At 76.8% G+C, this 23,555-nt stretch carries 17 protein-coding genes; 6 read left to right on the top strand and 11 right to left on the bottom strand.

Translation table 11 applies throughout. The features are described from left to right. Window positions 1-289 precede the first annotated feature (289 nt). Window positions 290-652, top strand: coding sequence for a hypothetical protein (locus IF73_RS37570; protein ID WP_199806633.1), 363 nt, complete (start codon window positions 290-292; stop codon window positions 650-652). A gap of 180 nt (window positions 653-832) precedes the next feature. Here the strand turns inward: IF73_RS37570 and IF73_RS0110030 are convergent, their stop codons facing one another. The 5 genes from IF73_RS0110030 to IF73_RS0110010 form a co-directional block, all read right to left on the bottom strand. Then, the gene (locus tag IF73_RS0110030; protein ID WP_031005722.1) at window positions 833-5,509 is read right to left on the bottom strand and encodes a hypothetical protein; all 4,677 of its coding nucleotides are present in this window, start codon (window positions 5,507-5,509) and stop codon (window positions 833-835) included. Window positions 5,510-5,596: 87 nt separating this feature from the next. After that, the gene (locus IF73_RS0110025) at window positions 5,597-6,526 is read right to left on the bottom strand and encodes a hypothetical protein (RefSeq protein ID WP_031005721.1); all 930 of its coding nucleotides are present in this window, start codon (window positions 6,524-6,526) and stop codon (window positions 5,597-5,599) included. Next, window positions 6,523-7,089 (bottom strand): hypothetical protein, encoded by a 567-nt coding sequence (locus IF73_RS0110020; RefSeq protein WP_031005720.1) that lies wholly within the window; start codon window positions 7,087-7,089, stop codon window positions 6,523-6,525. Before IF73_RS0110020 ends, IF73_RS0110025 begins: the two co-directional genes overlap by 4 nt. Then, entirely contained in the window at window positions 7,086-8,615 is a 1,530-nt protein-coding gene (locus IF73_RS0110015) for a hypothetical protein (protein ID WP_031005719.1), read from the bottom strand. The genes IF73_RS0110020 and IF73_RS0110015 overlap by 4 nt, the downstream gene beginning before the upstream one ends. Window positions 8,616-8,791: 176 nt before the next feature. Continuing rightward, entirely contained in the window at window positions 8,792-9,505 is a 714-nt protein-coding gene (locus IF73_RS0110010) for a GntR family transcriptional regulator (protein ID WP_031005718.1), read from the bottom strand. 188 nt (window positions 9,506-9,693) lie between these two features. Between IF73_RS0110010 and IF73_RS0110005 the strand changes: the two genes are divergently transcribed. From IF73_RS0110005 to IF73_RS0109985, 5 genes are all read left to right on the top strand, one after another. Beyond that, window positions 9,694-10,974 (top strand): MFS transporter, encoded by a 1,281-nt coding sequence (locus IF73_RS0110005; RefSeq protein ID WP_031005716.1) that lies wholly within the window; start codon window positions 9,694-9,696, stop codon window positions 10,972-10,974. Beyond that, on the top strand, window positions 10,971-11,774 hold the full coding sequence (locus IF73_RS0110000) for a putative hydro-lyase (RefSeq protein WP_031005714.1): 804 nt from the start codon (window positions 10,971-10,973) through the stop codon (window positions 11,772-11,774). Before IF73_RS0110005 ends, IF73_RS0110000 begins: the two co-directional genes overlap by 4 nt. Before the next feature lie 143 nt (window positions 11,775-11,917). Further along, window positions 11,918-12,682: a LamB/YcsF family protein gene (locus tag IF73_RS0109995; RefSeq protein WP_031005712.1), complete on the top strand. Its 765-nt coding sequence runs from the start codon at window positions 11,918-11,920 to the stop codon at window positions 12,680-12,682. Continuing rightward, entirely contained in the window at window positions 12,679-13,311 is a 633-nt protein-coding gene (locus IF73_RS0109990) for a 5-oxoprolinase subunit B family protein (RefSeq protein ID WP_031005710.1), read from the top strand. Before IF73_RS0109995 ends, IF73_RS0109990 begins: the two co-directional genes overlap by 4 nt. Further along, window positions 13,308-14,171: a biotin-dependent carboxyltransferase family protein gene (locus IF73_RS0109985; protein WP_031005708.1), complete on the top strand. Its 864-nt coding sequence runs from the start codon at window positions 13,308-13,310 to the stop codon at window positions 14,169-14,171. Before IF73_RS0109990 ends, IF73_RS0109985 begins: the two co-directional genes overlap by 4 nt. Here the strand turns inward: IF73_RS0109985 and IF73_RS0109980 are convergent. From IF73_RS0109980 to IF73_RS0109955, 6 genes are all read right to left on the bottom strand, one after another. Next, a complete protein-coding gene (locus tag IF73_RS0109980; protein WP_031005705.1) occupies window positions 14,158-17,772 on the bottom strand; it encodes a hydantoinase B/oxoprolinase family protein in 3,615 nt (1,204 codons plus the stop codon). The genes IF73_RS0109985 and IF73_RS0109980 overlap by 14 nt on opposite strands. Then, window positions 17,769-18,707, bottom strand: a complete 939-nt coding sequence (locus IF73_RS0109975) for an SGNH/GDSL hydrolase family protein (protein WP_078867998.1) — start codon at window positions 18,705-18,707, stop codon at window positions 17,769-17,771. Before IF73_RS0109975 ends, IF73_RS0109980 begins: the two co-directional genes overlap by 4 nt. Next, window positions 18,704-19,897, bottom strand: coding sequence for a glycosyltransferase (locus IF73_RS0109970; RefSeq protein WP_051716650.1), 1,194 nt, complete (start codon window positions 19,895-19,897; stop codon window positions 18,704-18,706). Before IF73_RS0109970 ends, IF73_RS0109975 begins: the two co-directional genes overlap by 4 nt. A 71-nt stretch (window positions 19,898-19,968) precedes the next feature. Continuing rightward, window positions 19,969-21,090: a glycosyltransferase family 4 protein gene (locus IF73_RS0109965; RefSeq protein ID WP_031005699.1), complete on the bottom strand. Its 1,122-nt coding sequence runs from the start codon at window positions 21,088-21,090 to the stop codon at window positions 19,969-19,971. Between the two features lie 272 nt (window positions 21,091-21,362). Further along, the gene (locus tag IF73_RS0109960; protein ID WP_031005697.1) at window positions 21,363-22,862 is read right to left on the bottom strand and encodes a hypothetical protein; all 1,500 of its coding nucleotides are present in this window, start codon (window positions 22,860-22,862) and stop codon (window positions 21,363-21,365) included. A gap of 274 nt (window positions 22,863-23,136) precedes the next feature. Then, on the bottom strand, window positions 23,137-23,529 hold the full coding sequence (locus IF73_RS0109955; RefSeq protein ID WP_031005695.1) for an ankyrin repeat domain-containing protein: 393 nt from the start codon (window positions 23,527-23,529) through the stop codon (window positions 23,137-23,139). Window positions 23,530-23,555: the final 26 nt, after the last annotated feature.

Raw genomic sequence — 23,555 nt, 5'->3', positions numbered from 1 at the left:
TTGATCATGAGATGTCCTGGTATTCCAGGAGTTCGGATCGGCCACTGTGGCGCAGGACACGTGACGGGGCACGATTTCCCGCCCTGGGCGCAATGGCTGGAATCGTTCGTTCCGTTCGCGTTGTCGGGTGAAGTGGGGAAACCTTTTCCCTGTCCAGAGCGTCATGAAGTACGGGGGAACGCGCGGTCCGAGGACGGACCGCAGGCGGCCCGGTCGTACGCACCGTGTAGAACCGCCGGAACCGGGCAGCCACCCCTGGGAGAGTCGTGTGGTGGGGAGTGGACAGGACATGGATGACGAGACGCTGACCACGCGTCCGTTGTGGGTGGAGGACACGCGCGGGCTGCGGAGGATGCCGGACCCGGTGAGGAACGCGGCGGTGCGGGCGGTGATGTTCACCTCGGTGACGATCATCCTGGCCCTCGTCGCCTTCCTCACCTCGGTCACCGGCTCCTGGCTGGCCTATCCGATGACGATCGCGGCGGTGGCCGCGACGGTGGTGGCCACCTGGAGCGTGCTGGACATCTGGATCACCCGCCAGGTCTGGCGGCAGCGCAACGGCGTGGTCTCCGAGCCCAGCAGCAGCGCCTACCCGGCGTCGCGGCGGGAGCGGGTCGCTGAGGAATGGGTCGCGGAGGAGCGGGTCGCCTGAGGGTGACCTGGAAGTGCGGGGAGCGGGTCGCCCGGCGGTGGCCCGGAGGCGCGGAAAGCGGGTCGCCCGACGGTGGCCCGGAGGTGCGGGGAAGGCCCGGGCCCCTGGCGGGGTCCGGGCCTTCGTGCGTCCGGTCGTCGCGTCGTGCGTCCGGTCGTCGCGTCGTGCGTGTGGTCGTCGCTACGGCGCCGTGGGCGGCTCCTCGTCCTGGTGGCGGCGGAACATCCGGGTCGCCGTGATCTCGCCGTGGATCGTCTCGCCCTCCGCGGTCGGCTGCGGCAGACCCGGGCGGAGGTGCTCCTCCACGCTGATGTACTTCAGGCCGGCCCGCAGGTCGGCGTCGTTGCGCAGCCGGATCACGAGCGGGAACTCGGCGAGCGCCGTGGTGTCGAACAGGCCCGTCGTGTAGAGCAGCTGGACGCCGAGCGCGTCCGACACGGCCCGCTGGAGTTCCAGCAGATACGTGGCGTTGGCCCGGCCGATCGGGTTGTCGAGGAACAGCGTGCCGGCGTGCCGGTGCTTGTCCCGGCCCCGGTCGTTCGAGCGCAGCGCCGCCATCGTGCAGTACAGGGCGATGGCCGCGGTGAGCAGCTGGCCGCCGGAGAAGACGTCGCCCATCTGCCCGACCGGCACCCGCTCGGCGCGCAGCACCGCGTCCGGCTTGAGGATCTCGACCGCGACGCCCTTGGGTTCGAGCGCCGCCTGCACGCCGCGCAGCAGCAGCGACATGCCGTCGCGCCGCAGGTCGGAGTTCTTCTTCACGGCGGCGCGGGTCGCCTCGTCGACGACCTCGCCGAGGCGCTCGGTGAGGGTCGTCTGGTCGGGCTCCTCGAAGCGGATCCGCAGGAACTCCTGGCCGGACCACTCGCCCAGCCCGTCCGGGAGGCGGGAGAGCCGCTGGGCGGAGCGGAGGGTGGCGAGCGAGCTCTCCACCAGACCGCGCAGCCGGTCCACGATCGAGTCGCGGTTGCGCTCCAGCTGGGCCAGCTCGTCGGTGAGGACCCGGAGCCGGGGCGCGAACGCCTCGGCCCACTTGGCGGCGTGCTCGGGCAGCGCGGAGGCGGGCAGTTCGCGGATCTGCAGCCGGGCCGGGGTGCGGACCTGCTCGTAGCGCGTGGAGTTGGCGTGCCGGACGAGGATGTCGCTCGCCTCGCGCACCGAGGCGTCGGCGGCGGAGAGTTCGGCCGTGCAGGCGCGCAGCGCCCGCCGGGCCTCGCCGGCCGCGGTCCTGGCCTCCTCCAGGGTCCCGGGGTACGGCTCCTGCTCCTCCTGCTCCTCCTCCGTGTGGTCGCGCAGCAGGTCGCGCAGGAGGGCGGCGGTCTCGTCGAAGCCGCCGGCGGCGTCCTCGGCGGCCCGGTGGTCGCGCAGCAGCCCGGCGTGGGCGGCGCGGGCCGCGTCCAGCGCGTCGCTGCGGGCGGCCAGTTCGGCGCTCGCGGTACGCAGCAGGGCCTGCGCCCGGTCGGCGTCGGCCGGGACCAGCTCCTCGGGCAGCTCGGTGTGGGTCTCGCCGTCCTCGGGGGCCAGCCGCTCGGACTCGCCGCGGAGCCGGCCGAGCTTCTCGCTCGCCTCGGAGGCGCGGGACTCCAGCATCTGCACCAGGGACTCGGCGCGGGCGGCGGCGGCCTGCCGGGACGGGCCGTCGGCGCCGTCGGTGGACTCCAGGAGCTGTTCGGCGCGGGTGCGGACCTTGTTGGTGAGCCGGTCCAGTTCGGCGAGGGCGGCGGACTCGTCGCTCTCGGCGCGGGCCTGTTCGGCGCGCAGGTCGGCGCCGACGCCGACCTTCTCGTACACCTGGGAGGCGGCGCGGTACGCCTCGCGCAGGGTGGGCAGCGCGGCGCGGGGCGCGTCGGCGTCCTGCTCCGGCAGCTGCTCGGGGGCGCCGGCGATCTCGGCGCGCTCGGCGCGCAGCGCGCGGGCGGTGCGGTGGGCGTCGTCGGCGGCGCGCTGGGCGGCCCGGCGGTCCTCGTCGGCCGCCCGCGCGCGCTCCAGACAGGTCTGGGCGCGGGCCTCGGCCTCGGCGGCGTCGTCGGCGAGTTCGCGGAGCTTGGCCTGCCAGGCGGAGCGCTCGCGGAGCCGGAAGGCGAGCCCGGCGAGGGCGTCGGCGGCCCGGCGGGCGCGCTGGGCGGCCTCCTGCCGCTCGTCGCGGACCGCGAGGGCCTCGGCGGCGGCCTCCTCGGCCTCCGCGCGCGTGGCGCGGGCCTCGTCGAGGGCCCGGGCGGCGGTCTCGGCGGTCTCGCGGGCGGTGGCGGCGACGGCCGCGAGCTCGGCGAGCATGCCGGGCGGGCAGTCGGCGCGCCAGGCGCCGATCCGGGCGGCGAGGGCGCGGTCGCCGGCGAGCCGGGCGGCGAGGGCCCGGATCTCCTCGTCGCGGGCGGCGGCACGCGCGCGGAGCGCCTGGCGCTCCTCGTCGGCGGCGTGCTCGTCGTGCATGGCCGGGTTCGGCGGCACCAGGAAGACACCGGTGTCGTCGCCGGCGTCCTGCGCCGGTACGGGGGCGAGGAGGGCGGCGGCGGTGCCGACGGCGACGGCGGAGCGGGGCAGCAGGGCGGCCGAGCCGAGGGCCTCGCGGGCGCGGCCGTACGAGACGGGGTCGGTGATGACGACGCCGTCGACGAGCTCGGGGCGGGCGGCGAGCACGCGCGCGTGGTCGGCGGGGTCGACGGACTGGGCGAGGTAGCGCCAGCCGGGGAGGGCGGGGATGCCGTGCTCGCCGAGGAACTCGACGGTGGCGAGGACGTCCGGGCCGGGCGGCAGCAGGCCGCCGTCGCCGAGGGCGCCGAGGATGCGGGAGTCGTCGGCGGCGGCGGTGCGCAGGTCGAAGAGCTGGCGCTCGGCGGAGGCGACGGCCCCGTCGAGGAGGCGGCGCAGTTCCTCGGCGTACCGGTCGAAGTCGGTGACGGAGAGCGGCGCCTGGGTGTCGTCGTCGCCGGTCCGCTCGGGCCTCTCGGCGGCCTCGTCCGCGGCGTCGGTGTCGGTGTCGGCGGCGCGCTGGCCGGGCAGCGGGGAGCCGGAGCCGGGCAGGCCGAGGAGTTCGGCGAGGCGTTCCTCGGCGGCCAGGGCCTCGGCGGCGCGGCGCTCGGCGTCGTAGGCGTTGCCGGCGGCCTCGGCGGCGTCGGAGGCGCGGGCGGCGGCGAGTTCGGCGCGGGACTCGGCGGCGGCGGCCTCGCGGGCCCGTTCGCTCGCGGTGCGGGCCAGTTCGCGGGCGGCGTCCCAGGCGGCGACGGTGGTCTTCTCGGCGTCGGCCGCGGCGAGGGCGGCGCGGGCCGGGTCGGCGTCGGGGGCGGAGTCGTCGAGCCAGCCGGCCCGGACGGCCTCGGCGGTCTCCTGCTCGACCTCGGCGAGGCGCTGGCGCAGGTGCCCGGCCTCGCTGCGGGCCCGCTGGGCCTCGGTGGCGGCGGCGGTGGCGTCGCGGTGGGCGGCCTCGCCGGCCTCCTGGAGGGCGGTGGACCGCTCCTCCTCCTCGGCGGCGTGCCGCTCGCCCTCCTCGGCGGCGGCGGCGAGGGCCCGTACGAGGTCGGCGGCGGCCGCGGCGCGGGCGGCGAGGGCCGGGGCGGCGTCGCGCTCGGCCTCACGGATGGCGGCGGCCACGCGCGCGGAGCGGTCGCCCGCGGCACGGTGGCGGAGCACGGATTCGGCGGCCTGCCAGGCGGAGTGCAGGGTGCGGGCCTCGATGAGCTCGCGGCGCTGGGCGGCGGCGCCCTTCTCGGCCGCGGCGAGCGCCAGGGACGCGTGCCGGTAGGCGAGTTCGGCGGCGATCAGGGCGCTGCGCTCGCGGGCCGACTCGGCCTCGGAGACGGCGTGGCCGGCCGAGGTGACCTGCTGGGCCAGTTCGGCGGCGCGGGCCCGTTCGCCGGCGGCGCGGCCGGAGAGCCGGCGGGCGAGGGTCCGGGTGCGGCGTTCGGCGGCGGCGTGCACCTCGCGCGCGTGGGACCGGGTTCCGGCCGCCTCCACGATGCGGTTGAGGAGGTCGACGGAGCCGGCGGTGAAGTCACGTTCGGCGGTGAGTTCGGCGCGGCGGCCGAGCTTGTTGCCGAAGCCGCCGACGAGGTCGGCGAGGCCGTCGGTGTCGCGGGTGTCGGTGACCGCGCGGAGGAGGAGGTCGGTGAAGTCGGAGTCCTTCTTGACCGCGAAGAGGCCGGCGGCCTCGCCCTCGTCGGCGTTCATCTCGCGCTGGTAGCGGAAGAGTTCGGGGTCGAGGCCGAGTTCGCCGAGGTGCTCGTTCCAGCGGTCGTGGATCTCCTCCCACACCACGTCGAGGTGCGGGTACGCCTTGCCGGCGTCGGTGAGGGCGTCGCGGAAGCCCTTCATGGTGCGGCGGCGGCCGGTGGCGCCGGAGGCGCCCTCGGCGGCGGGGCGGACGGAGGTCGCCTCGGCGACCGGGAGGTTGTCCAGGCTGAGGCCGGGGCCGGGGCGGAAGGAGTACCACGCCTCGGCGAACTTCCGCGGGTCGTTGGAGACCTGGCGGCCGCGCCACTCGCTGACCTTGCCGACCACGACGAGTTCGCCGGTGAGGGTGTGCTGCCACTCCAGGGCGACGTGACCGCAGTCGTCGGCGAGCAGGAACTTGCGGAGCACGCCGGAGCTGGCGCCGCCGAGCGTGTTGCGGTGGCCCGGGAGCATCACCGAGAAGATGAGCTTGAGGAGGACGGACTTGCCGCCGCCGTTCTCCAGGAAGAGCACGCCCGCGGGGGCGGGGCGGCGCGGCGGGCCGACGGGCTCCTCCTCGAAGAACTCCGCCTGGGTGGGGGCCGGGTTCGGCACGGGGGCGCCGACGCCGCGCAGGTCCAGGACGGTGTCGGCGTAGCGGGCGCCTGCGGGGCCGATGGAGTAGAGGCGGACCCGGGACAGCTCGTACATGGCGAGGGACTCTCGTGCTCTCGTGCTCGGGAAGTTCGGTCGCGCGGGCGGGGTGCGGTGTCGCGCGCGGGCGGGGGCTGGGTGCGGTTACGCGTGGAAGGGCAGGCCGGCGTCGGCGGCGAGGTCCAGGTCGTCGCCCTCGGGCGGCGGGACGAGGGTGGCGGTGCCGTCGCTGACGGGGACGATGCCGAGGTCGAGGAGTTCGGCCAGGGCGGCGGAGCCGGCCATGTCGCGGACCTGGAGCTGGTAGCGGGCGGTGGTGCGGTAGGAGCCGCCGCTCTCGTCGCCGGTGCGCTGGAGGAAGCCGGAGTCGGTGAGGAAGGCGACGGCCTTGGCGGCGATGCCGGTGGTGGAGCCGGCGAGGCGCCGGGCGTCCTTGGTGGCGCCGGTGGTGGAGCGGCGGGAGTAGACGCGCCAGGCGGCCTCCAGGCCGGGGGCGTCGGAGGCCGGGTCGGTGTTCTCGCCGTCCTCCTCGGCGCGCTGCTCCAGGCGGAGGCACGCCTGGCGGACGAAGGAGTCCACGCCGTTGACGGTGAGGCGGCCGATGTACGCGTCGTCGGCGAGGTCCTCGGGGCGCGGGAAGGCCATGGCGGCGACGGCGAGGTGGGCGAGGCCGTGCAGGAAGCGGTCGGCGGAGTCGGTGTTGGCGCGGCGGGCGTAGTCGCCCATGCGGACGGCGAAGACGGAGTCCTCGCCGGCGGTGACGGCCATCCCCGCGCGCGGGGAGACCTCCAGGACGATCAGGCCGAGGCCGGTCGCGACGGCGTCGGCGAGCCGCGCGAAGGCCGGGTCCTCCTGGTAGCGGCGGAGCAGTTCGGCGTACTCGGCGTCGCGGGCGGGCAGCAGCTTGGGCTGGAGCCCGAAGGAGACGAGCCGCGCGGCGTCGGCGGCGTCGGCCGGCGTGACGGGGGCGCTTCCGGAGCCGGGGCCGGTGGCGGGGGCCGCGGGCCGGGGGGACTCCTGCTCGCTCCACGCGTCCGGGTACCCGTCGTACTCGGTGTGCTGGACGTCGCTCACGGCTGGGGCTCCTCGGTGCGGCTCTCGTTCGGTACGGCTGCGGTGCCGGCGGCCCGGGGCAGGGGCAGCGGCACGGGGGTGACGGCGGCGGAGGGCGCGGGCGGCTCGCCCGGTGCGGGCGACTGCTCCTGCCGGGCGCCCCCGAGGCGTACGGCGCGGACCGCGGGCAGCTCGCGGCGCCGCCCGGAGGCCCTCGGCGCCTCGGGCAGGGACACGGCCCCGAGGCGGGGGCCGGGGGCGGCGGGGGGCCGGGGCGGGGCGATGACCGCGGCCTCGGCGGGCTCCTGCGCCGGTGCCGTCGGTACGCCGGTGGGCTCGGACGGCTCCGTGGTGGCCTCCGGGGCGGGCGGCGCCGTGACGAACTCTGCGGCGGGAGGTTCCGTCGGTGCGGTCTGCTCCGGGGCGGGCTCCGTCGGTGCGGCCTCGGGCGGCTCCGTCGCCGCCGGGGGCGGGGACGCGGGGCCGGGGAGCCACGCGCGGGTGGCTCGCGCCGGCTGGTGCGGCGGGCGGGCGGGCTGGTCGGGGCCGGTGGCGGGCGGGGTGGTGTCGGAGACGTACGTCACGTCGCCTCCGTACGGTCGGCGGCCATGCCGACGGCGTCGAGGAGCGCCGTGCCGACGATGAGGTCGGCGCCGCCGAAGCCGGGGTCGTCGAGTGGGGTGCCGTCGTCGACGGCGAAGAGCAGCCGCTCCTCGCCCTGCCGGTAGGCGGTGCCGACCGGCGGGCTGGCCGCGTGGACCGCGAGCAGGGCCACCAGGTAGGCGAGGTCCTCGCCGCCGGCGGCGCGGGCGTCGGCGAGCAGGCCGGAGAGCCGGCGCGGGGCGTCGTGCTCCAGGTCGAGCAGGGCGAGCGCGTCGGCGAGCTGGCCCTCGCTGAAGCGGGAGTCGTCCGGGGTGGCGATCAGGTCGGGCTCGGGCATCTCCGCGCCGAGGTGCTCGCGCTCGACCGGCGGCGTGAGCAGCAGGTCCACGAGGTCGCCGAGGCGGACCGAGGCGGGGGTGCGCAGGCCGGTGCCGCGCGCGAAGAAGGCGTCGGTGACCCGGGTGGCCCGCTCGACGGGGAGCGGCAGCACGGGCGCGACGAGCTGCCCGTACAGGTCGAGGCCGGTGTACCGGGTGGGGGCGGCGAACGCCTGCCGGTCCTGCTCGGCGCGGAACAGCGGGCCGGCCTCCAGGAGCCGGGACTGGAGCTGGGTGTGCCGGCGGATGCAGTCCTTGACGATGTCGACCAGCTCGGCGGCGCGGCGCTTGTGCTCCGGCTCCTCCGCCTCGTCGCGGGCCTTGCGGATGTTGGTCAGGATCGCGTTCTCGTGGCGATAGCGGTCGGCGACGTGGTCGAGCGCCTCGGCGATCATGTCGGGGACGCTGTTGAGCCAGTCCACCGCGCGCACGTTCCGCCGGGTGGCCTCCAGGGTCCTGCGGAGGGTCTCGGCGTACTGGACGGTCCGGTAGCGGGCCTGCTCGGCGGCGAGCTGGGCGTCGGCGAGGCGGCCCCGGCTGATGAGGACCTCCAGCTTCACCTCGGCGGCGATCTGGGCGCTGGTGACGTCGGTGTCGAGGGCGCCGACGAGCACGTTGACCGCCTCGTCGGTGGTCCGGAGGCAGACGGTGCCGCCGTACCCGGGCACCTCCTCGATGAGCTTGAAGTCGTAGTCCCGGCGGACGTACACGCCGTCGGTGCCGAAGGTGCCGTAGACGGCGCGGAAGCCGCGGTCGACGCTGCCGACGTTGATCAGGTTCTCCAGCACCCAGCGGGCCACGCGCTCGTGCTCGGCGGCGGGGCGCTGCGGGGCCTGGGCGGCGACGCGGGGCAGCAGCCGGGCGACGACCTGGTCGTGGTCGGCGCCGGTGTCGAAGTCCATGTGGAGGGTGACGAGGTCGATCGCGGCGAGGGCGACCTCGGCCATCGCGTAGACCGTGTACTCACCGGCGAGGTTGGCCTTGCGCGCGTCGAGGTCGTGCAGCGGCGCGGTGCAGGCGAGCGCGCGCAGGCGCCGCGCGAGCCCTTCGTCGGCGGCCGGCCCCTGCGCGGGGCGCGGCCCCGCGCTGAGCTGGGGCGGAGCGAGGTCCGTCGAGGCAGGCGAAGTCACGGTGCACAGAGTAGGTCCTCGCACTGACATGGGTCGAAACGGCGCAGAAACCACCGCCCCGGCCCGCCCCGGGGCGGTACCCTCCCGCCTTCCCGCCCGGCGGCCCCGGCGGCGGGCGGGAAGGCGGCCGGGTCGGGCGGGAAGGCGGCCCGTGTCCCCGGCGGCCCGGCGGGCGGCTACTCCGCGGCCGGTTCGTCCACGGCCCGGGCGTAGGCGGCGGCCACGCGGCCGATCGAGTCGTCGAGGTAGCGGGCGAGGAGGCGTTCGGCGGCGGCCCGCTCCCCCGCCCGCAGGGCGTCCAGGATCTCCTTGTTGCGGACGAGGTAGGGCTCGTGGAGGGCCCGGGGGTCGTCCACGACGTGGAACGCGAGCCGGAGTTCGGCGAGGACGCTGCGCATGAGCTCGTCGGTGCGGGCGCTGCCGGAGAGGGCTACGAGTTCGCGGTGGAAGTGGATGTTGGCGGTGGAGACCCCGCGCCAGTCGCCGCTCCGGGCGGCGGCCTCGCCCTCGGCGACGGCGGCGGCGAGCCCGTCCACCGGGAAGGGCGGGTGGCCGAGGCCGCGCACGACGGCGCACTCGACGAGCCGGCGGGTGCGGTAGATGTCCTCCACGTCGTCGACGGCGAGGACGCGGACGAAGACCCCGCGGTTGAGCTCGTGGACGAGCAGCCGCTCGTGGGTGAGCAGCCGGAACGCCTCGCGCAGGGTGTTGCGGGACACCCCGAGGGCTCCGCCGATGCTCTCCTCGGAGAGCCGGGTGCCGGGCGGGAAGAAGCCCTCGGCGATGCGGGTGCGCAGGATGTCCGCCACCCGTTCCGCCGTGCTGGTGCGCCCGAGCAGCGCGCGGTCGTCCGCCAGTCCCCCGGTCGTCCCGGTGCCGCTCGCGTCCACGGTCCCCCTTTCCTGCGGGGCGGTCGCCCCGTCGTCGTCCGGCGGCCGAGTCAACCGCAGATTCGGATCCGGGACAACAGGCCCCTTGTCGAATCGTTGAACAATCCCCTACCTTGGCGCCACCGCACACCCCCGCACGGCCCTCTCGTACGTCTCTCCGGCACGCCTCCCCCCACTGCGAGGTGCAGATGAGCACGACACAGACCCGGCAGCACTCCCAGGACGACCGGGCCGACGCGACCGGCGCGTTCGGCTGGCTGCGCGCCCTCGGCCCGCGCGGACGGCGCGCCTTCGGCGGCGCGTTCGGCGGATACGCCCTCGACTCCTACGACTTCTTCACCCTGCCGCTGTCCATGGTGGCGATCGCCGCCTCCTTCGGCCTGGACAAGGGCCAGACCGGACTGCTCACCACGGTCACCCTGGTGGTGTCGGCGGTGGGCGGCGCGCTCGCCGGGATCCTCGCCGACCGGGTCGGCCGGGTCAGGGCGCTGATGATCACGGTGATCACCTACGCGCTCTTCACCGTGCTCTGCGGTTTCGCGCCGAACTACGAGACCCTGCTGGTCTTCCGGGCGCTCCAGGGCCTCGGCTTCGGCGGCGAGTGGGCGGTCGGGGCGATCCTGGTCGCCGAGTACGCCACCGCCCGGCACCGGGGCCGTACGCTCGGCGCCGTGCAGTCGGCGTGGGCGGCGGGCTGGGCCCTGGCGGTGATCGTCTCCACCCTGGTGTTCCAGTTCTTCGACGCGGACCTGGCCTGGCGGATCCTCTTCTGGACCGGCGCCCTGCCGGCGCTGCTGGTGTTCTGGGTGCGGCGGAACGTGGAGGACGCCCCGCAGGCGGCCGCCGCGCGCGTGGCGAGCGCCGAACGGGGCTCGCTGCGGGCGGTGTTCAAGCCGGGCCTGCTGCGGATCACCCTCTTCGCCACCCTGCTGTCCACGGGCGTGCAGGGCGGCTACTACACGCTCGCGACCTGGGTGCCGACCTTCCTCAAGACCGAGCGCGGGCTCACCGTGGTCGGCACCGGCGGCTATCTGACGCTGCTCATCTCCGGCGCCTTCATCGGCTATCTGACCGGCGGTCATCTGACGGACCGGATCGGCCGGAAGCGGAACATCGCGCTCTTCGCCGTCCTGTCGGCGGTGTCGGTGATCGCGTACACCCAGATCCCGGCGGGCGCCGACACCCTGCTGCTGTTCCTCGGCTTCCCGCTCGGATTCTGCATGTCGGCCATCTTCAGCGGCTTCGGCTCCTTCCTCGCCGAGCTGTACCCGACGCCGGTCCGCGGCACCGGCCAGGGGCTCACGTACAACACCGGCCGCGCGGTCGGCGCGGTCTTCCCCACCCTGGTCGGCTTCCTCTCCGAGAGCTGGGGCGTCGGCGGCGCTCTGATCTTCGGCGCGGTGGGGTACGGACTCGCCGTGGTGGCGCTGCTCGGCCTGCCGGAGACCCGCGGAAAGGAACTCGGATGAACGGCATCGACCTCCTGGGGACGTCCGTCCCCGGACCGCGGGAGGCACGCGCGCGTGCGCGGGCCGGGACGGCGGGGCCGACGGCCGGCTGGGCGCCCGGGCACGCCCAGGCCAACCTGATCGCGGTGCCCGCCGACTGGGCCTACGACGTGCTCCTCTTCTGCACCCGCAATCCGCGGCCGTGCCCGGTCCTCGACGTCACCGACGCCGGCTCCTGGACGACCTCGCTCGCGCCCGGCGCCGACCTGCGCACCGACATCCCGGGCTACCGGGTGTGGCAGGACGGGCGCCTGGTGGCGGAGCCGGCGGACGCCACGCCGTACTGGCGGGAGGACCTGGTCTCGTTCCTGATCGGGTGCAGCTTCACCTTCGAGGGGGCGCTCGCCGCGGCGGGCGTGCCGCTGCGCCACGTCGAGCAGGGCCGGAACGTGTCGATGTACGTGACGGACCGGGCGTGCCGGCCGGCGGGGCGGCTGCACGGGCCGATGGTGGTGTCGATGCGGCCGGTCCCCGCGCGGCTCGTCCCGGTGGCGCGGCGGATCAGCGGGCTGCTGCCGGCGGTCCACGGGGCGCCGGTGCACGCGGGCGACCCGGCGGCGCTCGGGATCCGGGACCTGGACCGGCCGGACTTCGGCGACCCGGTGGTCGCAGAGCCCGGGGACGTGCCGGTCTTCTGGGCCTGCGGGGTCACCCCGCAGGCGGCCGTGACGGCCTCGCGCCCGCCGTTCGCGATCACCCACGCGCCGGGACGGATGTTCGTCACCGACGTCCGCGACGAGGAGTACCGGATCGCCGTCTGAAGCGGCCTCCCCCGCGCGCGTACCGCGACACGACCGCAACCACGGCACGGAACGCACCACAGCGCCACGGCACGACAGCACCACGGCACCACAGCACCACGGCACGACAGCACCACAGCACCTGGGAAAGGAACGGCACCATCATGAGCGGGGTCTCGATCGACCTGAACGCCGATCTCGGCGAGGGCTTCGGCCGCTGGACGCTGACCGACGACGAGCGGCTGCTCTCCGTCGTCACCAGCGCCAACGTGGCCTGCGGATTCCACGCGGGGGACGCGGTCACCATGCGGCGGGTGTGCGAGCTCGCCGCCGAGCGGGGGGTGCGGATCGGGGCCCAGGTCTCCTACCGGGACCTGGCCGGCTTCGGGCGGCGCGCGATGGACGTGCCCGCGGCGGAGCTGGCCGCCGAGGTGGCGTACCAGATCGGCGCCCTGGAGGTCTTCGCCCGCGCGGCCGGCTCCCGGGTGGCGTACGTGAAGCCGCACGGGGCGCTCTACAACCGGGTGGTGCGGGACGCGGAGCAGGCGGCGGCGGTCGTCGACGGGGTGCTGCTCGCGGGCGGCGGGCTGCCGGTGCTCGGGCTGCCCGGCTCCCGGCTGCACGAGGCGGCCGCGCGCGCCGGACTCCCGGCGGTCGCCGAGGCGTTCGGCGACCGCGCCTACCGGGCCGACGGCTCCCTGCTGCCACGGGGGCAGGAGGGGGCCGTCGTGCACGACCCGGACGCGGTGGTCGAGCGGTCGGTGGGCCTGGTCAGGACGGGCACGGTGACCGCGCACTGCGGCACCTCCGTGCCGGTCCGGGCGCGTTCGCTCTGCCTGCACGGGGACACCCCGGGCGCGGTGGAGCTGGCCCGGCGCGTCCGGTCCGGGCTCGAGTCCGCCGGGGTCACGGTGGGGGCCTTCGCGTGAGGGTGCTGCGGGTGGGCGAACGGGCCCTCCTGGTCGAACTGGCCGACGGGGCCGCCGCCGAGGCGCTCCACGCGGAGCTGCTGCGCCGCCGGGCGGCCGGCGCCCTGCCCGGCGTACGGGAGATCGTGCCGGCGGCGCGGACGGTGCTGCTCGACGGGGTGACCGAGCCCGCGCGGCTCGCGGCGGAGCTGCCGGGCTGGGAACCGCGGGCGTCGCACGCGCGCGTGGGCGAGGTCGTGGAGGTCCCGGTCCGGTACGACGGGCCGGATCTGGCGGAGGTGGCCGCCCGGTGGGGGGTGTCGCCCGGCGAGGCGGTGCGGATCCACTCCTCGGCCGAGTTCCGGGTCGCGTTCTGCGGTTTCGCTCCCGGCTTCGGCTATCTGACGGGGCTCGGCGCGCGGTACGAGGTGCCGCGCCGGGCGACCCCGCGGACGGCGGTGCCGGCCGGGGCGGTGGCGCTGGCGGGGCCGTACACGGGCGTGTATCCGCGCTCCTCGCCGGGCGGCTGGCAGCTGATCGGGAGCACGGACGTGGTCCTGTGGGACACCGGGCGCGAACCGGCGGCGCTGCTCTCCCCCGGCACGCGCGTGCGGTTCGTCCCGGCGCCCCGGACGGGGGCCGGCCGATGAACGACCGTGCCGTCGCCGTCGTCCGGGCCGGCGCCCTGACCACCGTGCAGGACCTGGGCAGGACCGGGTACGCGCACCTCGGCGTGCCCCGCTCCGGGGCCCTGGACCCGGCGGCCGCCCGGCTGGCGAACCGGCTGGTCGGCAACGACGAGGGCGCCGCCGTCCTGGAGACCACCGTCAACGGCTGCGCCCTGCGCCCCCGGAGCGCCGTGACCGTCGTGGTGGGCGGCGCGCCCTGTGCGCTCCGGGCCGACGGCCGTCCGCTGCCCTGGGGCACCGCGGTGCGGGTCCCGGCCGGCGCGCTCCTGGAGATCGGCCCGGCCGTGCGCGGGCTGCGCTCGTACGTGGCGATCGGCGGCGGGATCGCCGTGGATCCGGTGCTCGGCAGCCGCTCCACCGACCTGCTGTCCGGGCTGGGTCCGGCGCCGCTGGCGGACGGGACGGTGCTGCCGCTGGGGGCGGCCACGGCGGTACGGGGGCCGGTCGACGCTCCCCCCTGGCCGGGCCCGCCGGACGAACTCGTCCTGCGGGTCCGGCTCGGCCCCCGCGACGACTGGTTCACCGGTGCGGCGCTCCGGTCCCTCACCACGCGCGCGTACCTGGTGTCGTCGGCGTGCAACCGGATCGGGCTGCGGCTCGACGGGCCGCCCCTGGAGCGCGCCCGGTCCGGGGAGCTGCCCAGCGAGGGCATGGTCCTGGGGGCCGTGCAGGTGCCGCCGGACGGACGGCCGGTGGTCTTCCTGGCCGACCATCCGACGACCGGCGGCTATCCCGTGGTGGCGGTGGTGCGGGAGGCGGACCTGGGGGCGGCGGCACAGGCCGTGCCGGGCACGCCGGTCCGCTTCGTCACGGCGCCGTAGCCCCGCCCTCGTCCGGCGGGGTGCCGTAGCCCCCGCCGCCGGGGGTGCGCAGGACGAGCACGTCGCCGGGGCCGACCTCGGTGGTCGCGGCGCCGTCGAGGCGCTGCACGGCGCCGTCGGCGCGTTCGACGAGGTTCTCGCCGAGCGCGCCCGGCGCGCCGCCCGCCATCCCGTACGGCGGCACCCGGCGGTGGCCGGTGAGGAGGGTGACGGTCATCGGCGCCAGGAACCGCAGCCGCCGTTCCACCCCGTCGCCGCCGTGCCAGCGGCCCCGGCCGCCGCTGCCCTCGCGGACGGCGAAGGCGTCGACGCGGACGGGGTGGCGCCACTCCAGGATCTCGGGGTCGGTGAGGCGGGAGTTGGTCATGTGGGTCTGGACGGCGTCGGCGCCGTCGAAGCCGTCGCCCGCGCCGGATCCGCTGGCGACGGTCTCGTAGTACTGGACGCGGTCGTCGCCGAAGGTGACGTTGTTCATGGTGCCGGAGCCCTCGGCCTGGACGCCGAGGGCCGCGTAGAGGGCCCCGGTGACGGCCTGGGAGGTCTCGACGTTCCCGGCGACGGTGGCGGCCGGCGGTTCGGGGGCGAGCATGGAGCGGGGCGGGACCCTGATCTCCAGCGGGGCCAGGCAGCCGCTGTTGAGGGGGATGGACTCGTCGACCAGGGTGCGGAAGACGTACAGGACGGCGGCCATGACGACGGCGGTGGGCGCGTTCGCGTTGCCGGGGAGCTGGGGCGAGGTGCCGGTGAAGTCGAGGACGGCGGAGCGCCGTTCGCGGTCGACGCGGACGGCGACCTGGATGACGGCGCCGGAGTCGGTCTCGTAGCGGTGGGTGCCGTCCTCCAGGCGGGCGACGATCCGGCGGACGGACTCCTCCGCGTTGGCCCGCACGTGGCGCATGTACGCCTGGACGGCGTCGAGGCCGAACTCGGCGACGGCCTTGCGGAGTTCCTCGATGCCCTTCTCGTTGGCGGCGATCTGGGCGCGCAGGTCGGCGAGGTTGGTGTCGGGGTCGCGGGAGGGGTGCGGGGCACCGGTGAGGAGGGCGCGGGTCTCGGCCTCGCGGAGCCTGCCGTCGCGGACCAGGAGCCAGTTGTCGAAGCGGACGCCCTCCTCGTCGATCGTGCGGCTGAAGGCGGGCATGGAGCCGGGCGTGATGCCGCCGATCTCGGCGTGGTGGCCCCGGGAGGCGACGAGGAAGAGCAGGTCGTCCCCCTCGTCGTCGAAGACGGGGGTGACGACGGTGACGTCGGGCAGGTGGGTGCCGCCGTGGTACGGGTCGTTGACGGCGTAGACGTCGCCGGGGCGCAGGTCGCCGGCGCGGCGGCGCAGGACCTCCTTGATGGACTCGCCCATGGAGCCGAGGTGGACGGGGATGTGGGGGGCGTTGGCCACGAGGTTGCCGTCGGCGTCGAAGAGCGCGCAGGAGAAGTCGAGCCGTTCCTTGATGTTGACGGAGTGGGCGGTGTTCTCCAGGCGCACGCCCATCTGCTCGGCGATGGCCATGAAGAGGTTGTGGAAGACCTCCAGGAGGACCGGGTCGACGTCGGTGCCGGCGGCGGTGCGGGCGGGGCGCGGGACGGCGCGGGTGAGCAGCAGGTGGCCGGAGTCGGAGGCGGTGGCGCGCCAGCCGGGGTCGACGACGGTGGTGGCGTCGTCCTCGGCGAGGATCGCGGGCCCGTCGACGGTGTCGCCGGGGCGGAGGTCCTCGCGGCGGTGGAGCGGGGTGGCGGAGGCGGCGGCGCCGTCGTGGGTGCGGACGGTGGCGCGGGGGGCGAGGGGGCCGGTGCGGGCGCCGGCGGGGACGTGGACGGGGCCGTGGGGTCCGGCGGCGCCGACGGCCTCGACGGTGACGGCCTCGACGACGAGCGGCTTGTCCATGGTGAAGGCGTAGCGGGCGCGGTGGTCGGCGGTGAAGGCGGCGGCCATGGAGTCGGCGGGGCCGAGGTCGACGGGGAGGCTCGCGTCGGTGCCGGCGTAGCGGAGGAGTACGCGCGCGTGGGTGGTGATCGCGGTGTCGGGCAGGCCGTCGGCGCGGAGTTCGGCCCGGGTGCGGTCGGCGAGTTCGGCGGCGACGGCGGTCACGCGCGCGTGGGTGCCGGGTTCGTCGAGCGGGGCCTCGACGGAGCGTTCGCGCAGGGCGGTGGCGTCGGCGAGTCCGATGCCGTACGCGGAGAGGACGCCGGCGAGCGGCGGGACGAGGACGGTGTCGACGCCGAGGGCGTCGGCGACGGCGCAGGCGTGCTGGCCGCCGGCGCCGCCGAAGCAGGTGAGGGCGTAGCGGGTGATGTCGTGGCCGCGCTGGACGGAGATCTTCTTCACGGCGTTGGCCATGTCGAGGACGGCGATCCGCAGGAAGCCGGCCGCGACCTCCTCGGGGGTGCGGCCGCCCCCGACCTCCTCGGCGAGGGCCGTGAACCGCGCGCGGACGACGTCGGCGTCGAGGGGCCGGTCGCCGTCCGGGCCGAAGACGGCGGGGAAGTGGTCCGGCTGGATGCGGCCGAGCATCACCTGGGCGTCGGTGACGGTGAGCGGGCCGCCGCGCCGGTAGCAGGCGGGGCCGGGGACGGCTCCGGCCGAGTCGGGTCCGACGCGGTAGCGGCGTCCGTCGTAGTGGAGGACGGAGCCGCCGCCGGCGGCGACGGTGTGGATGCTCATCATGGGTGCGCGCATCCGCACCCCGGCGACCTGTGAACCGAGTTCACGCTCGAAGGTCCCGGCGTAGTGCGACACGTCTGTGGACGTGCCGCCCATGTCGAAGCCGATGACGCGGTGCTGTCCGGCCTGGGCGGAGGTACGGGCCATGCCGACGACGCCGCCCGCGGGCCCGGAGAGGACGGCGTCCTTGCCGCGGAAGTGGGCGGCCTCCCGCAGGCCGCCGTTGGACTGCATGAACATCAGGCGGATCCCGGCGAGTTCGGTGGCGACCTCGTCGACGTAGCGGCGCAGCACGGGCGAGAGGTAGGCGTCGACGACGGTGGTGTCGCCGCGCGGGACCAGCTTGATCAGCGGGCTGACCTCGTGCGAGCAGCTGACCTGGGTGAATCCGGCGGCCCGGGCGGCGGCCGCGACCCGCAGTTCGTGGTCGGGGTGGCGGTAGCCGTGCATGAGGACCACGGCGGCGGAGCGGAGGCCGGCGCGGCGGGCGTCGGCGAGCGCGGCGGCCACGGCGTCCTCGTCGAGGGGGCGGACGACCGTGCCGCGGGCGTCCATCCGCTCGGGGACCTCGGCCACGCGCGCGTACACGGCCTCCGGGAGCACGATGTGCCGGTCGAAGAGCCGGGGCCGGTTCTGGTAGGCGATCCGCAGGGCGTCGCGGAAGCCCTCGGTGATCAGCAGCAGGGTGGGTTCGCCGCGCCGTTCCAGGAGGGCGTTGGTGGCGACGGTGGTGCCCATCTTGACGACGGCGACGCGGTCGGCGGGGACGGGTTCGCCGGGGCCGAGGCCCATGAGGAGCCGGATCCCGGCCACGGCGGCGTCCTGGCGGCGGGCCGGGTCGTGGGAGAGGACCTTGCGGGTCACGAGCCGCCCGTCGGGGCGCCGCCCCACGACGTCGGTGAAGGTGCCGCCCCGGTCGATCCAGAACTCCCAGCGCCCGCTCATTCCCTCATTGTCGCCGCGAGGGCCTCCGCGAGGGCGGTCGCCGCGCGCGCGTCGAGCAGCCCGCCGCCGGCGGCGTCCGGCCGGTGCAGCAGCTCCTCCCCGGCGAGCAGCAGCAGCTGCGGCAGCAGGTCGCGGCTGCGGCGGAGCACCCAGCCCGTGCCGGCGGTGGCGAGCCAGCGGGCCGTCTCGGCGCGGGTGGGCGGCGGCTCGGACGCCTCCGGGGACGGCGCGGGCCCCCGGGCGAGGCCCCGCTCCGCGAGGAGCCGGTGGAAGGCCACGGCGACGGCCCGGTGGCCGTGTTCGCCGGGATGGAGCCGGTCGGCGCTCCACAGCCGCCGGTCGGCGGTCCAGGCCGGGTCCGCGAGGTGGAGGTGGACGGCGTCGTGCCGGTCGGACAGCGCGTGCACGACCGCGTTGACGGACCGCCGCCGCCGGGCGAGCGGCCGGGCCAGCGGCGGCGGCAGGCCCAGCATGCGTCCGGGGTCGGGCAGACAGGCGGTCAGGAGTACGGCTCCGGCCGCGGCGAGCGCGGTGAGCACCCGGTCCAGGCGGCGGGCGAAGAGCCCTATGTCGAAGGTGTGCCGCAGGGTGTCGTTGACGCCGACGACGACGGAGGCGAGGTGCGGGCGGAGGGCGACCGCGCGCGGCGCCTGGTGCGCGGCGACGTCCGCGCTGAGCGCGCCGCTGACGGCGAGGTTGACGAACTCCAGGCGCTGCCCGGGCCCGGCGAGTCCGTCGGCGAGCAGGGCCGCCCATCCGCGCCACACCCCGCCGGCCCGGTCCCCGACCCCCTCGCTGAACGAGTCCCCGAGCACCACGAACCGCAGCGGCACGGCGCCCACGAGGGCGGGGGCCCCGCTAGCCGGACTCTTCGCCGGGCCGGTCGCCGGGCCGTTTCCGCTGTCCGGGACGCGGCCCTCCCGGACCGGGTTCATCCGCCGACCTCCTGCGGCCGGGGCGGATCCGCGACGGCGGCGGGAAGGGCGGCGGGCGCACCGGCCGGGCCCCGCGCGGTGGCCGCCTCGTGGGCGCGGAGGAAGGCCGCCACCGAGCGGTCCCAGGAGAAGTGCTCCGCACGCGCGCGTGCCGCGGCCCTGCGTCCGGCCTCGGGCAGGGCGAGCAGGCCCCGCGCGGCGTCCGCGAAGGCCGCCGGGGTGTCGGCGGCCGCGGCGCCGGCCGCGCCGACGACCTCGGGGAGGGCCGAGGAGGCGCTGACGACGGCCGGCGTCCCGCAGGCCAGGGCCTCCAGGGCGGAGAGCCCGAAGGTCTCGGCCGGGCCGGGGGCCAGGCACAGGTCGGCGGCCGCCTGGAGGTCGGCGAGCGCCTCCCGGTCGGCGACGTGCCCGAGGAACCGGACCGGGAGGCCCCGCGCGCGGGCCCGCCGCTCCAGGCCCGGCCGCAGCGGCCCGTCCCCCGCGACGACGAGCCGGGCCGGCACGCCGGCGTCCCGCAGCCGCGCGAGCGCGTCCAGGGCGGTGCCGGGCCGTTTCTCCACGGAGAGGCGGGAGCAGAGCACCAGCAGGACCCCGGCCCCTTCGGCGTACCGGGCCCGTACGGCGGGGTCGCGCCGGCCGGGCCGGCAGCGCTCCAGGTCGACGCCGAGCGGAGCCCGTACGACATTGCGCGCGCCGACGCGGACGAACTCCTCCTCCGCCCAGGCCGTGGTGCAGACGATCCGGCCGTAGGCCCAGGCGGTGCGGCGGTTGAGCCGGTCCGCCGCCCGGACGGCGAGCGCGGCGGGGACGCCCCAGGTGCGCAGGACGCCGTCGGCGGTCTCGTGGGAGACCATCACCGAGGGGACGCGGGCGCGCCGGGCCCACTCGCCGGTCCAGCGCAGGGTGGTGCGGTCGGAGACCTCGATCCGGTCGGGGGCGAGCCGGTCCAGGAGGTCGGCGATCCCGCGCCGGTCGGCGAGGACCCGGTAGCCGCCGGTGCCGGGGAGTTCGGGCCCGGGCAGGGTGACGACCCGGCCCTGGTCGGCGGGTTCGTCGGCGGCGGTGGCGCCCGGGACGATCAGGACGGGTTCGTGGCCGGCCGCGCGATAGCCGCGCCCGAGCCGGTCGAGGGCGGTGCGCAGCCCGCCCGAGGTGGGGGTGACGAAGTTCGCCAGCCGGACGATCCGCAGCCCCTCGCGGCCGTACGAGGCGCGGTACGCGCGCGTGGGGCCGCCGTTCCGGTGGCCGCGCGAGGGCCCTGTCACGCGGCCACCGCCGTCCGCTCGCGCAGCACCTCCAGGTAGTGGCCGACGAGTTCGTCGCCGAGGGCCTCCCAGGTGCGTCCCTCGACCTCGGCCCGCCCGGCTCTGCCGTAGGCGGCGCGCAGTCCGGGGGCGGCGGCGAGGGCGGTCACGGCCTCGCGGAGGGCGAGGGGGTCCTCCGGGGGCACGAGGAGGCCGGTGCGCCGGTGGGCGACGAGGTCGAGCGGGCCGCCGGCGGCCGGGGCGATCACCGGGAGTCCGCTGGCCATGGCCTCCTGGACGGTCTGGCAGAAGGTCTCGTACGGGCCGGTGTGGGCGAAGACGTCGAGCGAGGCGAAGATCCGGGCCAGGTCGTCGCCGGTGCGGGGGCCGAGGAAGCGGGCGCCGGGGAGGCGTTCGCGCAGGGCGGGGCCGCTGGGCCCGTCCCCGACGACCACGAGCCGCACGCCGGGGAGCCCGTCCGCGGCGGCGAGGAGGTCCACGCGCTTCTCGGGGGCGAGGCGGCCGACGTACCCGACGAGGAGAGCGCCGTCGGGGGCGAGGGCGCGGCGCAGTTCCGGGTCCCGGTGGGAGGGGTGGAAGCGGGTGGTGTCGACGCCGCGGCCCCAGAGGCGTACGCGCGCGATGCCGTGGTCCTCCAGGTCGCGGCGGGCGGCCCGGGAGGGGGCGAGGGTGCGGTCGGCGGCGCCGTGGACGGCGCGGAGCCGGCGCCAGGCGGTGGACTCCCCGGCGCCGACGTAGGTGCGGGCGTAGCCGGCGAGGTCGGTCTGGTAGACGGCGACGGTGGGCACCCGGAGGCGGGTGGCGGCGGCCATGGCGCGGACGCCGAGGACGAAGGGCCCGGCCAGGTGGACGAGGTCGGCGCGGTGGGCGGCGATGGCCGCGGCGACGCGACGGCTGGGGAGGGCGACCCGCACCTGGGCGTAGCCGGGCAGCGGCAGGGAGGGGACGCGGACCACCGGGCACGGCGCGTCGGCGTCGGCGGCGGGGTCGGGGACGGCGGGGGCGATCACCAGGGGCTGGTGGCCCCGGCGGACGAGGTGACGCGCGGTCTGCAGGGCGCAGTGCGCCACACCGTTGATGTCGGGGGGAAAGGACTCGGTGACGATGACGACACGCATACGGGTGTTCTCGTCGCGCTCGACGTGTCCCCGCCGACGTGGATCTGGACGCCGGAGGAACGTCCCGTGAGCTTTTCCCGCCCGGGCCGCACGCCACCGTTCCGATACGCGGACGGGTGCCGCGCGGGGGCCGCCCGCCGCCGGGCGCGGGGCCCGGAGCCGTACCGGAGCAGCCCGAGGGGGCGGCCGGCGCCGGGGCCGGGGCGGGGCCACGTCGGCGGGGGTGCCGCCGCAGGCCGCGCCGCCCCGGGCGGCGGCGGTGAAGGGTCGGGTCAGACCTGGAGGTCGGGTCCGATGCGGTTGCGGACCGCCGTCTGGACCTCGACCTCCTCGGCCGGGTCTGCGGCGAGGCGGCGCAATCGCTCGGCGACGCGGGCGTCGGCCGTCTCGGCGTGCTGCGCGGCGATCTCCCGGGTGGTCTCCTCGCAGTCCCAGAGGCACTCGACGGCGAAGCCGCTGGCGAAGGAGGGGTCGGTGGCCGCGAGGGCGCGGGCGGTGCGGCCGCGCAGCTGGGAGGAGGCCGTCTCCCGGTAGACGTGGCGCAGCACGGGGGCCGCGCAGGCGATGCCGAGGCGGCCGGCGCCGTCGACGAGGGCTCCGAGGGCGGGCGCGTCGGGCCCGGCGGCGCGGATGGCGGTGCGCAGGGCGCCGAGGACGAGCGGGGCGTCCCGCTCCTCGCCGCGCGCGGCGAGGAGTTCGCCGGCGGCGGCGCCGAGCGGGTCGGTGCGCCGGACCCACGCGCGGGCGCGGGCGACGGCGTCCTCGCCGCACATGCGGAGGTAGGCGGTGACGGCGGCCCGGGCCACGTGGAGGGCGTCCCGGTCGACGGCCCCGGGGACGTCGCCGTACGGGGTCCCCTGCGCGGACGCGTCGGCGGCGGCCGCGGCGTCGAGCGGGTGGACGGCGTCGGCGGCGGCCTCGACGAGGTCGAGGACGGCGGGGTCCCGGTGGGCGGCCAGGTGGTGCAGGACGGCGGCACGCGCGCCGGGGGCGCCGCCGCGGCCGGCGGCCAGCAGCTCGGGGCGGTCCTCGGGCCCGGCGACGGCGGCCAGGCAGCGGGCGGCGGGGCCGGCGAGGTCGGCGCCGCGCTCGTACCCCTCCTGGGCCCAGTCGAGGACGGCGCGGACGCTCCAGCCGGGGCGGGGCCCGGTGGGGCGCAGCTGCCGCTGCCAGCGGTCGAAGGAGCCGCTCTCCTGGGCGGCGCGGACGCGGGCGCCGACGGCGTCCCGCTGGTCCTCGGCCCACAGCCGCCAGGGGCGGGGCTCGAAGGCGTCGCGGACGGTGCCGGCGAGCTCGGCTTCACCGGCCTCGTCCCGGGGGAAGCGGGCGAGGACGGGCTCGGCGAGGGCGCGCAGTCCGGCGTCGTCGTCGCGGAGGGCGAGCTCGTCGAGGGCCCAGGCCCAGTTGGCTCCGGTGGCCGCGTAGCGCCGCAGCAGGAGCAGGGCGTCGTGGCGTCCGTAGGAGGCCAGGTGGCCGAGGACGGCGAGGGCGAGCCCGGTGCGGTGCTCCTCGGTGTCGAGGTGGTCCTCGGGCGCGAAGAGGTGCGCCTCGATGGCCTCCAGACCTCCGTGGAGGTCGAGGTAGAGCCGGGCGTAGTAGAGGGAGCGGTTCTCGACGCGCCAGTCGTGGCGGGGGTCGGCGAGAACGCACCGGTCGAGGGCGGCGAGGGCCTCGGCGCGTGGGGCGGCGAGGGCGTGCAGGGTGCCGTCGCCGCGGCCCCTCTGCAGGAGGCCGAGCAGGGTGCCGCTCGGCGCTATGGCTGGATCGAACATGGGAAGACGCCTCACATCAAGCTGTCGACACGACGGGGTGGACCGGGGTGGACCGCGTCGGGCGCTGGGCCCGTCGGCGCGGTGGCCGCCCTAGTAGGCCGCGGGACAACATGTCGGGCCGTCCGTCGTACGTCGCTTGTGCGCGCTGCTCATCTTCCTCTGCCTCTCGTCCGTGACCCGGTCGTACGGCCGGGCTCGTCGTCATGATGACCGACCGTTTCCACCGCCGCGACCACATTTACGTCACCGCTCCCACCTGGGGTTCAGTCGTTGTTCACCGGGTGGCGAAGAGCTCCAGGAGCTCGGCCTTCCCGAACATGCGGGCGGTGTCCACGGCGGACGGAGTGCCGGACTCCGGATTCGCGCCGCCGGCCAGGAGGGCGCGGATCACCGCGTCCTCGCCCTTGAAGACGGCGCCGGCGAGCGGGGTCTGGCCGCGGTCGTTGGCGCGGTCGGCGTCGGCGCCGCGCTCCAGGAGGGCGGTGACCGCGGCGGCGTGGCCGTGGTAGGCGGCGAGCATGACGAGGGAGTCGCCCCGGTCGTTGGTGAGGTTCGCGGGCACGCCGGCGTCGACGTAGGCGGCGAGGGCCGCGGCGTCGCCGGTGCGCGCCAGGTCGAAGACCTTCGACGCCAGCTCGACGACCTCGGGGTCCGGGGTCTCGCTCATCTTCACAACCGCCTTCCGTGCTCCGC

Source organism: Streptomyces sp. NRRL F-5727, assembly GCF_000719555.1.
Taxonomy (GTDB): domain Bacteria; phylum Actinomycetota; class Actinomycetes; order Streptomycetales; family Streptomycetaceae; genus Streptomyces.
This window is presented reverse-complemented; position numbering and strand designations above follow the sequence as displayed.